Source organism: Streptomyces sp. NPDC043878 (assembly GCF_056435735.1).
Genome location: NZ_JBWKDW010000005.1, coordinates 186,708 through 199,315, shown reverse-complemented (window position 1 = coordinate 199,315; position 12,608 = coordinate 186,708). Strand labels below are relative to the sequence as shown.

At 69.7% G+C, this 12,608-nt stretch carries 6 protein-coding genes; all 6 read right to left on the bottom strand.

Features of this window, described 5'->3' with window-relative positions; all coding sequences use genetic code 11:
• Positions 1 to 74: 74 nt before the first annotated feature.
• Positions 75 to 5,522 carry a pullulanase-type alpha-1,6-glucosidase gene (pulA, locus tag AC07AZ_RS09840; RefSeq protein WP_478845661.1) on the bottom strand — a complete coding sequence of 1,816 codons (5,448 nt, stop codon included), beginning with the start codon at positions 5,520 to 5,522 and terminating at the stop codon, positions 75 to 77.
• A 201-nt stretch (positions 5,523 to 5,723) separates the two neighbouring features.
• A complete protein-coding gene (locus AC07AZ_RS09835) occupies positions 5,724 to 7,097 on the bottom strand; it encodes an alpha-amylase (protein ID WP_478845659.1) in 1,374 nt (457 codons plus the stop codon).
• 175 nt (positions 7,098 to 7,272) lie between these two features.
• Positions 7,273 to 9,006 (bottom strand): glycoside hydrolase family 13 protein, encoded by a 1,734-nt coding sequence (locus tag AC07AZ_RS09830; RefSeq protein WP_478845657.1) that lies wholly within the window; start codon positions 9,004 to 9,006, stop codon positions 7,273 to 7,275.
• Between the two features lie 170 nt (positions 9,007 to 9,176).
• Positions 9,177 to 10,085, bottom strand: coding sequence for a sugar ABC transporter permease (locus AC07AZ_RS09825; RefSeq protein WP_478845655.1), 909 nt, complete (start codon positions 10,083 to 10,085; stop codon positions 9,177 to 9,179).
• A 13-nt stretch (positions 10,086 to 10,098) separates the two neighbouring features.
• Positions 10,099 to 11,103, bottom strand: a complete 1,005-nt coding sequence (locus AC07AZ_RS09820) for a carbohydrate ABC transporter permease (protein WP_478845653.1) — start codon at positions 11,101 to 11,103, stop codon at positions 10,099 to 10,101.
• A gap of 97 nt (positions 11,104 to 11,200) precedes the next feature.
• A complete protein-coding gene (locus AC07AZ_RS09815) occupies positions 11,201 to 12,475 on the bottom strand; it encodes an extracellular solute-binding protein (RefSeq protein WP_478845651.1) in 1,275 nt (424 codons plus the stop codon).
• Positions 12,476 to 12,608: the final 133 nt, after the last annotated feature.

Genomic DNA, 12,608 nt, shown 5'->3' with positions numbered 1-12,608 from the left:
CTTCTTCTGCCCTCGGACAACAGCGGTGGGACAGGCCGAGGTTCGTGGCCTGCCCCACCAAGGTAGTGCCTGCTTCACGCGGACGGGGAGAATACCGCCACAGTCCGCCCGGGAACGGTGAACGTGCCCGATCCCCGGTCGTATGCCGCGGACCTGACGACCGGGTCGGCGCCCGCCGCCTGCACCGGGTGCAGCCGGTAGCCGGTCCCGGCCAGCGCGCCGATCCGCTGCTCGCTCGCCTCGGGCGTCGCGTTGAGGACGACGACGAGGTCACCGAGTCTCATGGTGATCACACCGGGTGTCTCGTCCTTACCGGACAGCGGGAAGGACAGCTTCGACTGGACCTGGGCGGCCGTGCCGAGGGAGAAGACGTGCTCCGTGCTCCGGATGCGCAGCAGGTCCCGGTACGCGGCCGAGGCGCCCTCGATCTGCGCGCAGCCGACCTTGACCGTGCTCAGCAGCGGCTTGGCGTAGGACCACTTGGAGGCGTTGTCGGCCGCCGGCGGCAGTCCGCGGCCGAAGCCGTTGCCGTCCGCGCAGTTCCAGTGCAGGGCGTTGAACCAGTCGCCGCTGTCGTAGGAGTTGCGGTCCAGGGACTTGGAGCGCAGCAGGTCGGAGCCGGCCTGGGAGAGCGAGGGCCCCTGCGAGAGGGTGGCCGTCGCCATGGCGAGGACCTGCATGCGGGCCCGGTCGGCCGGGGAGGTGTCCTGGGGCAGTTTGTACGTCAGCGCGTCGAACAGCGACTCGTTGTCGTGCGCGTCGGTGTAGGCGAGGGCGTCGCCCGGCGCGTCGGCGTATCCGGCCGGGGCGCCGTTGTAGTCGACGCCGGCGCCGGTGACGTGCTTGCCGTCGGTGTCGGTGAAGCCGTAGGCGGCGAGGTTGCCGCTCAGCCCGACCTTGATGAGGTCCTGGTAGTGCAGCAGGCGGGCCTTCTGTTCGGCCGGGGTGCCGTTGCCGGTGGAGGAGTTGGGGTCGGTGTACAGCCCGGACGCGAAGCCCTGCACGCCGGGGTCCGTGTCGAAGGGCCCGCCGCCGCGTACGGCGTCCCGTGCCCGGTCGGAGAAGGTGGCGATGCCGGTGCCGGCCATGTTCTTCTGCGTGGCCTGCACGAAGCGGGCGTCGTCGGCGACCTCACCGAAGTTCCAGCCCTCGCCGTAGAGGATGATCTTCTTTCCGTCGACGCCGTCCCTGGCGGGGGTCAGCGCGTCCAGGGCCCTGCGGACGGCGAGGATGTTGGCCTTCGGGTGGTGGCCCATGAGGTCGAAGCGGAAGCCGTCGACCTTGTACTCCCTGGCCCAGGTGACGAGGGAGTCGACGACCAGCTTGCCCATCATGGCGTTCTCGGTGGCGGTGTTCGCGCAGCACGTGCTGGTGGCGACGGAGCCGTCGGCGAGGAGCCGCTGGTAGTAGCCGGGCACGATCCGGTCGAGCACGGAGGTGTCGGCCTGGCCACTGGCGGCCGTGTGGTTGTAGACGACGTCCATGACGACCCGCAGGCCGTCCTGGTTGAGCGCCTTGACCATCCTGCGGAACTCGACCGTACGGCCGGTGCCGTTCGGGTCGGTGGCGTAGGAGCCCTCGGGGACCGTGTAGTGGAAGGGGTCGTAGCCCCAGTTGTAGGCGTCCTTCGCGGCGACCGCGGACACGCACTCCTGCTGCTTGTCGGAGTCGGCCGGGTAGGAGGCGAGGTCGCAGTGGGGGCTCGCCTGGTCGGTCTTCTTCTCGGCGATGGTGGCGATGTCGAAGGCGGGCAGCAGGTGCACGTACGAGGTGCCCGACCTCGCCAGCTCACGCAGGTGCTTCGAGCCGTCGCTGCCGCGGTCGGTGAAGGCGAGGTAGGTGCCCCGGTCGCGGGCCGGCACGGTCGGGTCGGCGACGGAGAAGTCCCGGACGTGCAGTTCCTGGATCTGGGCGTCCCTGAGCGGTACCGCCCTGGGCTTGGCCAGGGTGGACCAGCCCTCCGGGGCGAGGGAGCGGTCGCGCAGGTCGACGGCGAGACTGCGCCGGGAGTCGGTCGTGAGGGCGAGCGAGTAGGGGTCGGTGACCTTGTTGGTGACGACCTTGCGCACGCTGGGCGCCCACACCGTCACGACGTACCGGTACGGCGTGTTCTTCCAGGAGGCGGGCCCGGTGACGGACCAGACGCCGGTGGTGTCGTTCCGCTTCATGGCGACGGTGGAACGGCCGGTCTCCAGGGCGACCCGGCGTGCCGTCGGGGCCCAGACGGCCAGGGTGGGCCGGCCGGCGCGGAACGTGGGGCCGAGTGCCGCCTTGGTCGCGCCGGCGTAGAGGTCGTCCAGCACGCCCGCGGTCTGCACGCCGGTCGCGGCCAGCACCGCGCCGTTCACCGCGCGTTGGGAGGCGACGAGCTGGCCGCGCAGCGCCTCACGCACCCGGTCGCGGTCGCGGGGGTCGACGGACCAGGCGGTGTAGTCCTTCAGGTGCGGGAACTTCACCTTCTGGGCGTCGGTGAGGGTGGTCTTCGACAGGCGCAGCCAGCGCTCGTCGTCACTGGTCAGCGCGCCGTCCCTGACGGCGATCGAGCCGTCGCGGGAGGAGAGCAGCTGGGTGGAGGCGGCCGCGTCGGAGCCGTTCCAGGCCACGGTGTCCCGGTCGATCCAGACCGCCTTGGAGGTGGTGAGGTCGAGCGCGGCGGCGGACCCGGCCGGCTGCGGCAGCAGGTACTGCTCCTGGCCGCCGAGCAGCCACACCTCGTGGCCGTTCGCCGTGAGGTCGAGGGACTGGTCGGTGGGCAGGTCCTTCTCGTCGCCGTTGTGGAGGATGTAGCTGAGGCTGGTGGCGCCGTCGGCGAGCGGCACCTCGAAGACGGCGCCGTAGGAGTCGGTCCGCACCGGTTCGAGGGGCTTCGTCCAGTCCGTGGGCGTCGCGGCGCCGGTCCAGGTGTGCAGGCCCCAGCCGGTGTAGTCGCCGTCGGCGCGGTGGTAGTGCAGGACCGCCCTGGTCCTGTCCTGCGCGGGGTGGCCGGGCCGCTCGGTGAGGACGGTGTCCTTGCCCTGCTCGACCCAGACCTCACCCGTCCTGGTGACGTCGATCGTGCGGTCGCCGGCGACGTCCTTGTTGCCGTCCTTGTCGATGACCAGGAAGCCCACCGTGGAGGCGCCGGGCTTCAGCTTCACGTAGGCGAAGGCGCCGTAGGCGTCCCGGCCGACGAAGTCGTGGCCGGCCGGCCAGGTCGTCGACTCGCCGTCGGCGAGGTCGCCCCAGGCGTACAGGCGCCAGTCGGTGTAGTCGTCGTCGGTGCGCTTGTAGTGGACGATCGCGTAGTCGCGCGAGGAGGCCGCCGGGACCTCCGGGGCGGCCGGGGTACCCGTGACGGACGTGGCCGTGGCGCTCGCGGTGCGGCCCGCCGAGTCGATGACGACGGCCTTGTAGCGCAGCGCCGTTCCGGCCGGTACGTCCGCGCCGATGACCTGGGTGACCTTGTACGGGGCGTGGTCGGCGGAGCCGAGGGTGCGCCAGGCCCCGTTGCCGGTCTGGGCGGCGAAGACGACCCGGTCGAGCCGGCCGTCTCCTCCACCGCCGGATTCGCTCGACCGGGAGGTGCCCCCGTCGTCCGCCGACAGCTCGACGGTGCCGGTGGCGCCGGCGTCGGGGGCCTTCAGGGTCAGCGTCGGCTTCGACGCGGGGGCCGCGAGCCGGCCCGCGGCCTTGAGGACGATCGCCGCACCGGCCGGGACGGTGACGTCGACCTTCTTGTCCGCGTCGCTCTTCACCGAGGTCGAAGTGCCGTAGAGAGCCCGGAAGTTCATGTTCGCCGAGCCCGTCGTGAACGTCGCCGGCCTCGCCTCGTCGGCGTTGTTCACGGCGACGACGTACTCGGTGCCGGTCTTCGCGTCGGTGCGGGAGAAGGCGTACACACCGGCGCCGTCCGCGGCGTACCGCTCCGTCTGGACACCGTCGGCGAGGGCCGGGTTGTCCCTGCGGAGCTTGGACAGCGCGCTGATCTGGCGGTAGAGCGGTGCCTTCGGGTCGTACGCGGCGCTCGCGTGGGTGCGGTCGGTGCCGATCTCGTCGTCGTCGAGGTAGTCCGCGACCTTGGAGGCGAACATGGTCTGGCGGGCGTCCTTGTCGCCGCCGGAGCCGGTGAAGCCCTGCTCGTCGCCGTAGTAGACGACGGGGTTGCCGCGGCTGAGGAACATCAGCTCGTTGGCGAGCCTGTCCTTCTTCAGCAGTCGGGCGTCGGTGGCCCCGGGGTTGTCCTGGTGCAGGAAGTACCCGATGCGGCCCATGTCGTGGTTGCCGAGGAAGGTGACCTGTTCGTAGGCGTTGGCCTTGTCGGTCGTGTACTTGTAGTCGTCACCGAAGACGGCCGCCAGTTTCCGCGCGCTGCCGCCCTGCGAGGCGTACGAGCGGGCCGCGTCCTGGAAGGGGAAGTCGAGGGTGGCGTCGAGGCGGCCCTGGGTGACGTACGGCGAGGTGACGGAGGTGTCGGCGGAGTAGACCTCGCCGAACATGAAGAAGTTCCTGCGCCCCTGGCTGGCCGCGTACGCGTCGAGGGCGGTCGCCCACCGCGTCCAGAACTCCATGTTCACGTGCTTCACGGTGTCGATCCGGAAGCCGTCGATACGGAAGTCCCGCACCCACCGCTGGTAGATCTTCTCCATGCCGCTGACCACCTCGGGACGCTCGGTCCACAGGTCGTCGAGACCGGAGAAGTCGCCGTACGTGGTGGACTCGCCGGCGTAGGTGGAGTCGCCGCGGTTGGTGTACATCGTCGTGTCGTTGAGCCAGGACGGGACCTTGGCGTTCTTCTTCGCGGCGGGGACCGTCGGCGTGCGGGGGAAGGAGTCGGTGTCCACCGGCGGGAAGCCCTTGGTGCCGTCCGCGTGGTCCGCGTCGTCGAACGGCTTCCCGTCCTTGGTGAGGTACGGGAAGGCGCCCTTGGAAAGGTAGTTGTAGGACTTCTCCTGGTAGTCGACGACGTCGGCGGTGTGGTTGGTGATGACGTCGAAGAAGACCTTCATGCCCTTGGCGTGGGCCTTGGAGATGAGGTTCTCCAGGTCCTTGTCGGTGCCGAAGTGCGGGTCGACCCGGGTGAAGTCGGTGATCCAGTAGCCGTGGTAGCCGGCGGAGGCGTCCTTGCCGGTGCCCTGCACGGGCTGGTTCCTGAAGATCGGCGCCATCCAGATGGCGGTGGTGCCGAGGCCCTTGATGTAGTCGAGCCTGCCGGTCAGGCCCTTGAGGTCGCCGCCCTGGTAGAAGCCCTTGTCGGTGGGGTCGTAGCCGGTGGACAGCCGGGAACCGGTCAGGCCGCCGCGGTCGTTGGCGGTGTCACCGTTGGCGAAACGGTCCGGCATGACGAAGTAGAACTGCTCGCGCGTGTCGTCGTGCCGGGCGGGCTCGGCGGCGAGCCTCGCGTCGGACGGGGGCGGCGGCGGGGTGGCGGCGCGGGCGGCGAGCGGCTGGACGAGCGCCGCGGCCAGCGCGGTCACGGTGACCGCGGCGACTCGCGCGGCATGGGCACTGCGGCGCCTCGACGGCACCGGCCATCTCGGTATCACTGACGTGGACTCCTTGCGATCGCGGCTCTCGTGGGTCCGACCCCGCGCGACCGTATCGCCGTCGAAAGGTTTACAGCAAGAGTCCTGAAACCATTGGAAAGAAGTTTCAGGAACGGGAGTTGACCCGCGCAGTCGACCGGCCCCTCGCGTACCGCGCGTCGCCTGCTGTCACCACGCGCGGTACGCGACGGGGTCAGGGGGTCAGCAGCCCGACTTCCCCGCGTAGACCGCCAGGGCGGTGTTGGCGCCGAGGGTCGCGGTGAACTGCCCAGAACCGTTCACGGTCACGGTGGTGTTGTTCTGCACGTCGCAGTACGTGCCCGCCGCGAGCGACGTCTGGTACGTCCGCGTCAGCGAGCCCGACTCGTGGTTGATGGCGACATAGCCCTTGGGGCCACGGCCGAAGGCGATGGCGTCGTTGCCGTCGTCCCACCAGTCGGTCATCGCGGCGCCCCGGGTGCTGTTGCGGAAGGCGACCATCGACCTGATCTCCGGCCAGGCGTGCTGGCATTTCCAGCCGTCCTGCCAGCAGGCGTTCACCGCGCCGCCGTTGGGCGGTCCCGCGTCCGCGTCGGACCACTCGTAGCCGGAGTCGATGTCCGGGGCTCCGTAGGGGTACGCCAGCATGAAGACGTTGGCCAGGGTGTAGGTGGCGCCGTCCTTGTAGTTCAGGGTGCTGCCGTTGCGCTCGGTGTCGTGGTTGTCGACGAAGACACCCGCCCCCGAGCCGCTCAGGTAGCCCCAGCCCTCACCGTAGTTCTTCAGGTAGGCGAGGTTCTCGTTGGTGAAGACCCGCTTGAGGTCGTAGGCGTAGCGGAACTCCTGGACGTCGCCGTTGCCGGTGTACTCGGTGGGCTGGACGGCCTCGGCGCTGCCGTAGATGACCTCCTGCTTCCAGTACACGCCCGGGTTGGTCAGCCGTGACTTGATGTTGGCGAGGTCGGCGGTGTCGATGTGCTTGGCCGCGTCGATGCGGAAGCCGTCGACACCGAGGGACAGCAGGTCGTTCAGGTAGCCGGCGATGGCCTGGCGGACGTAGCTCTCGCCGGTGTCGAGGTCGGCCAGGCCGACCAGTTCGCAGTGCTGGACGTTCCACCGGTCGGCGTAGTCGGTGATCCGGGACGTGCAGTCGTCGAAGTCGTAGGACGAGTACAGGCCGGGGTAGGTGTACTTGGTGTACGACGAGCCGCCGGTGCCGGTGCCGCTGCCGGCCGCCATGTGGTTGATGACGGTGTCGGTGACCACCTTCACCCCGGCCGCGTGGCAGGTGTTCACCATGTTCCGGAAGGCCGTCCGGTCGCCGAGCCGGCCCGCGATCCGGTAGCTCACCGGCTGGTAGGAGGTCCACCACTGCGAGCCCTGTATGTGCTCGGCGGGCGGGGAGACCTGGACGTAGCCGTACCCCGCGGGGCCCAGCGTGGTGGTGCACTCCCGGGCCACCGAGGCGAAGTTCCACTCGAAGAGGACGGCCGTGACGTCCTTGGTGCCGGGCGGGGAGGCGTGTGCGTTAGTCGGGTTCATGACAAGGGCGGCGGCCGCGAGGGCGAGCGCCCCGGAGAGGGTTCTGCGTGCCATGTGGGGTTCCTTCGTCTTTGAAGGCGTACTGACGTCTCGTCGAAGACGTGCTGAAATCTTGCAGCAATCTTGCGGTGACGCAGATGTTAGAGGCCCGCTGCCTGAAAAGGCAGCGGGCCGAGGGAAGTTGATGCGAGAACTTTGGCGGGCCGTCGGGCGGCCGGCCCGGAACCGGTCAGGCCGTGGCGAACCACACCGTCGTGTCGGCGGGCACCTTCGCCTCGCCGTCCGCCTCGGTGACCTCACCGCTGGCGAGCAGCACGCGGCCGTACGCCGGGGTCGTCACGGACTCGCCGCCGGTGTTCGCGACGCACACGAAGTCCCCGCGCCGGAAGGCCAGGACGCCCTCGGGCGCCCGCAGCCACTCCACCGAGTCGCCGGCGCCCAGGTCGGGCCGCTCCCGGCGGATCGCCAGGGCGGCCCGGTACAGCTCCAGGGTGGAGCCCGCCACCCCGGTCTGCGCCTCGATGCTCAGCTCGCCCCAACCCGCCGGCTGCGGCAGCCAGCTGCCCCCGCCGCCGAAGCCGTACGACGTCCCGGTGCGCGTCCACGGGATCGGCACCCGGCAGCCGTCGCGGAAGCCGTCCTGGCCCTCGCCCCGGAAGTAGGCGGGGTCCTGGCGCACCTCGTCCGCCAGGTCGACCACGTCCGGCAGGCCGAGCTCCTCGCCCTGGTAGACGTAGGCCGAGCCGGGCAGCGCCAGCATCAGCAGGGAGGCCGCGCGGGCCCGGCGCAGGCCGAGTTCGCGGTCACCGGCCAGGCGGATCTGGGTGCCGAGGCCCGGCGGGTTGGCGAAGCGGGTGGCGTGCCGGGTGACGTCGTGGTTGGACAGCACCCAGGTGGCGGGGGCACCGACCGGGCGCATCGCCTCCAGGGTGCGGTCGACGACCTCGCGCAGCTCCCCGGCGTCCCACGCGGTCGCCAGGTACTGGAAGTTGAAGGCCTGGTGAAGCTCGTCGGGGCGCACGTAGTTGGCGGTGCGCTCGATCGTCGGAGTCCACGCCTCGGCCACGAAGATCCGCCCATCCGTCACCTGCCCCCGCCCTTCCGGGGAAGGCCCTTCGGGCCCTTTCTCCCTTCCGGAGTACTCGTCGAGGATCGTGCGCCACTGCCGGTAGACCTCGTGCACGCCGTCCTGGTCGAAGAACGGCATGACATCGTTGCCCAGCAGTTTCACCTGGTCGCGGGAGCCCAGGTCCGGCAGGCCCGCCGCCTTCACCAGGCCGTGCGCCACGTCGATCCGGAAGCCGTCCACGCCCATGTCGAGCCAGAAACGCAGGATGGAGCGGAACTCGTCCCCGACGGCGGGGTGTTCCCAGTTGAAGTCGGGCTGCTCGGGGGCGAACAGGTGCAGGTACCACTCCCCCGGCGTGCCGTCCGGCTCGGTGACCCGGGTCCAGGCCGGCCCGCCGAAGATGGACTCCCAGTCGTTGGGCGGGAGTTCACCGCTCGCGCCCTTGCCCGGACGGAAGTGGTAGCGGTCCCGCAGCGCCGATCCGGGGCCCTCGCGCAGCGCCCGCTTGAACCACTCGTGCTGGTCGGAGGAGTGGTTGGGGACCAGGTCGACGATGATCCGCAGGGACAGCTCGTGGGCGTCGCGGATCAGCGCGTCGGCGTCCAGGAGGTTGCCGAACATGGGGTCCACGGCCCGGTAGTCGGCGACGTCGTAGCCGGCGTCGGCCTGCGGCGAGGCGTAGAAGGGGCTGAGCCACACGGCGTCCACGCCCAGGTCGCGCAGGTACGGGAGTCGGGAGCGTACGCCCTCCAGGTCCCCCATGCCGTCGCCGTTGCTGTCGGCGAAGCTGCGCGGGTAGACCTGGTAGATCACCGCGTCCCGCCACCAGTCGCGGCGCTGGGCGACGGTGGCGACGGCGGAGTTCGGTGCCGGGTCGGCGGAGTACTGGCTCATGGCGTCCTTGAAGCGATGGGGCCCCCGCTCGGGCGGAGGCGGGAGCGGGCCTTCTGGTCGTATGGCGGTGGTGGGGCGGCGGGTGACGAGGCGGCCGCGGTGCTGCGGGGTCGGATGGGCACCGCGGCCGCCACCCGCGCGCGGTCAGGCGCGCGGGAGCCAAGGGGGTGTCAGCCCTTCGTGCCGCCGGCGGTCAGGCCGGTCACCAGGTTCTTCTGCACGAAGTAGAAGAACGCGGAGACCGGTATGGCGATCAGTACCGCGGTGGCGGCCATGAGGTTGCGCTGCGCGTCGTGCTCGCTGACGAAGGTCTGCAGGCCGACGGCGAAGGTGTACTTCGTGTCGGACAGCATGAACGTCGACGCGAACGCGACCTCACCGAACGCCGTGAGGAAGCTGTAGAACGCGGCGACCGCCAGGCCCGGCTTGGCGAGCGGCAGGATCAGTCGCGCGAACGTGCCGAAGGGGGACAGGCCGTCGACGCGTCCCGCCTCGTCGATCTCGAACGGGATGGTGTCGAAGTAGCCCTTCATCAGCCACGCACAGTACGGGACGACGGTCGAGCAGTACACGAGGACGAGACCGAGGTAGGTGTCGATGAGCTGGAGGTCCGAGAGGATCTGGTACATCGGCACCATGAGGACGGCGACCGGGAACATCTGGGTGACCAGCAGGACCCACATGAACTTCTTGTAGCCCGGGAAGCGCATCCGCGAGACCGCGTAGCCGGTGGTGGCGGAGATGATCACACCGATGGCCGTGGTGCCGAGCGTGACGATCAGCGTGGTCTGCAGCCAGTCGAAGAACTTCGTGTGCCGCAGGACGAACGCGTAGTTGTCGAGCGTCATCTTGTGCCAGATGCCGCCGGGGTGCAGGTAGTCGTCCTTGTCCGGGCCGAGGGACAGGTAGACCAGCCAGGCGACCGGGAACAGCGCGATCAGGCTCGCCGCGACCAGCAGGCCGTGGGAGACGAGACGGGCGGCGGGGCCGCTCTCGCCGCGGCGGCGGACCCTGCGCGGCGCGGCGGCGGGGCCCGGCCCGGTGACCGCGCCGGGGGTCTCGACGGTGGTGGTGCTCATGGGGGCTCCTGCCTCAGATCGCGAGCTGCTGGTCATTGCGGTTCAGCCAGCGGCGGTAGAAGGAGGTGAAGACGATCAGGATGGCCAGCAGCAGGATGCCGTAGGCCGCCGACTGCGCGAAGTCACGCGGCTGCTGTCCGAAGCCGAGGTAGTACGCCCAGGTGACGAGGATCTGCGCGTCGGGGGCGGTGTTGCCGAACAGCAGGAAGATGATGGCGAACTGGTTGAAGGTCCAGATGATGCCGAGCAGGACGACGGTGGAGCTGACGGACCTCAGGCCCGGCAGGGTGACGTACCGGAACTGCTGCCAGGCACTGGCCCCGTCCATCTCGGCCGCCTCGTACAGGGTGGAGTCGACGGACTGCAGGCCGCCGAGCAGCGACAGCATCATGAAGGGGACACCGCACCAGGTGTTGACCATGATCGCGGCGAACCGCTGCCAGAAGGTGTCCTCCAGCCACAGCGGTGACGGCAGGTGCAGCACGTCGAGGGCGTTGTTGATGATGCCGCCGTCGGCCAGCATGAAGCGCCAGCCGAAGACGGTGACGAAGGTCGGCACGGCCCACGGCAGGATCAGGATCAGCCGGTACAGGGTGCGGCCGCGCAGCTTCTGGTTGAGCAGCAGGGCCAGGCCCAGGCCGATGCAGTAGTGCAGGGTGACACAGAGCGCGGTCCACACGACCGTCCACACGAAGTGCGACCAGAAGCGGTCGTAGGCCGTCGGACCCCACAGGATGTCGGCGTAGTTGTCGAGGCCGATGAACTGGTAGGCGGCGTCGATGTGGTTGACGCCGATCGTGCGGGCGGTGTTGAGGCTGTTGGCGTCGGTGAGGGTCAGGTAGAGGCCGTACACCAGGGGATAGATCACGAGGACGCCGAGCACGACGACCACCGGCGCGATCATCGCGTACGCGTACCAGTGCTTCTGGTATCCGTGCCTGAGCCGCTGGAGCGGCCCGGGGCGTGACCCGTGGTCGCCCCGGGTCTTTCCGGTCGCGCGGTCGATGGCGACTGTCATGGTTCGACAACCTTCGTGAGGAGCTTGGATCGGGGAGTACGGCGCACAGGCCGGTGGCCGCCGGATCGCTCGCGGGCGATCCGGCGGCCACGCGGGCTTACTTGCTGAAGTCCGGGACCAGCTTCCCGATCGCGAGTTCGGCGTTGGCGAGCCCCTTGTCCAGGGACTCGTTGCCACCCGCGATCTTCACCAGCTCGGTGTCCAGCGGACCCCACAGGGAGCTGTACTCGGGCAGGGCCGGGCGCGGCTGGGCGGCGGCCAGGACACCCTGGTAGCCGGCGATGCCCGGGTCGGCCTTGACGGCGGTGGTGTAGGCGTCGTCACGCGTCGGCAGCGTGGAGTTCTTCAGGGCGATCGTCTCCTGGGACTTCGCCGAGGTCATGAACTTCAGGAACTTCAGCGACGCCTGCTGGTGGGCCTTGTCCGAGCCGGCGTACACCGAGAGGTTGTGGCCGCCGGTCGGGGCGCCCGCCTTGCCGGTGGAGCCGGCCGGCACGGTGGCGATGCCGAGGTTGGCCTTGTCCTTGAACGCCGAGCCCTTGTAGAAGTTCGTGATCTCCCACGGGCCCTGGATGATCGAGGCGACCTTGCCGGTGACGAACGCCTCCTGGATGTGGGCGTAGGCGTCGGCGGTGGTGTCGGCCTTGTGCAGGCCCTGGCCGGAGAAGAGGCTCTTCCAGGTGCCGTAGCCCTTCTTCGCCGCGTCCGAGTTCACGGTGATCTTCTTCGCGGCGGCGTCGACGGTGTCGGTGCCCTCGCCGTAGAGGAAGGTCTGCGCGTAGTAGGCCTGGGTGGAGCCCCAGTAGCCGTAGACGTTCTCCTTGGCGTCGATCCTGGAGGCGTCGGCCTTCAGCTCGTCCCAGGTCCTGGGGGCCTCGGTGATGCCGGCCTTCTTGAACAGCGCCTTGTTGTAGACCAGTGCGAGGGTGTCGGTGACCAGCGGTACGCCGTAGGTCTTGCCCTCGTACTTGGCCTGCTCGATCAGGCTGGGCTGGAACTTGGCCTGGTCCGCGAGGGCCTCGGTGCCGTCCAGCGGCAGGAAGAAGCCCTTCTTCGCGAAGGCGGGGGTCCAGCCGACCTCGGAGCGCAGGATGTCCGGGGCGCCCTTGGAACCGGCGGCCGTGTCGAACTTGTTCTGCGCCTGGTCGAAGGGGACGTTGACGTACGTGACCTTGACGTCCTTGTTGGCGGCCTCGAACTCCTTGACCAGGGCCTGGTACGTCGGGGCCTCATTGGTGGCGTTGGAGGTGTCCCACCAGGTGATGGTGACCGGGCCGTCCGCCTTGTCGCTGCCGCTGTCGTTCCCGCCGCAGGCCGTCGCCGCGAGGGCGAGGGACGCCACCAGCGCAGTGGCCGCTATGCCACGCCGCATGAGTTCTCCTTGAGGGTGAAAAGCCCGTGTGCTCACAGGAGGCGGTCCCGTCCGCGCTCCTGTCGACTTGCCGACTGCGCCGATGGGGGCCCCGCCCGCTCGATGAGGTCGAGAGTGGGGGACGCCGTCGGGC

Excerpts from the sequence above, each read along its gene's own strand:
- AC07AZ_RS09835 (WP_478845659.1), bottom strand. The coding sequence starts at position 7,097 with ATGGCACGCAGAACCCTCTCCGGGGCGCTCGCCCTCGCGGCCGCCGCC.
- AC07AZ_RS09830 (WP_478845657.1), bottom strand. The coding sequence starts at position 9,006 with ATGAGCCAGTACTCCGCCGACCCGGCACCGAACTCCGCCGTCGCCACC.
- AC07AZ_RS09825 (WP_478845655.1), bottom strand. The coding sequence starts at position 10,085 with ATGAGCACCACCACCGTCGAGACCCCCGGCGCGGTCACCGGGCCGGGC.
- AC07AZ_RS09820 (WP_478845653.1), bottom strand. The coding sequence starts at position 11,103 with ATGACAGTCGCCATCGACCGCGCGACCGGAAAGACCCGGGGCGACCAC.
- AC07AZ_RS09815 (WP_478845651.1), bottom strand. The coding sequence starts at position 12,475 with ATGCGGCGTGGCATAGCGGCCACTGCGCTGGTGGCGTCCCTCGCCCTC.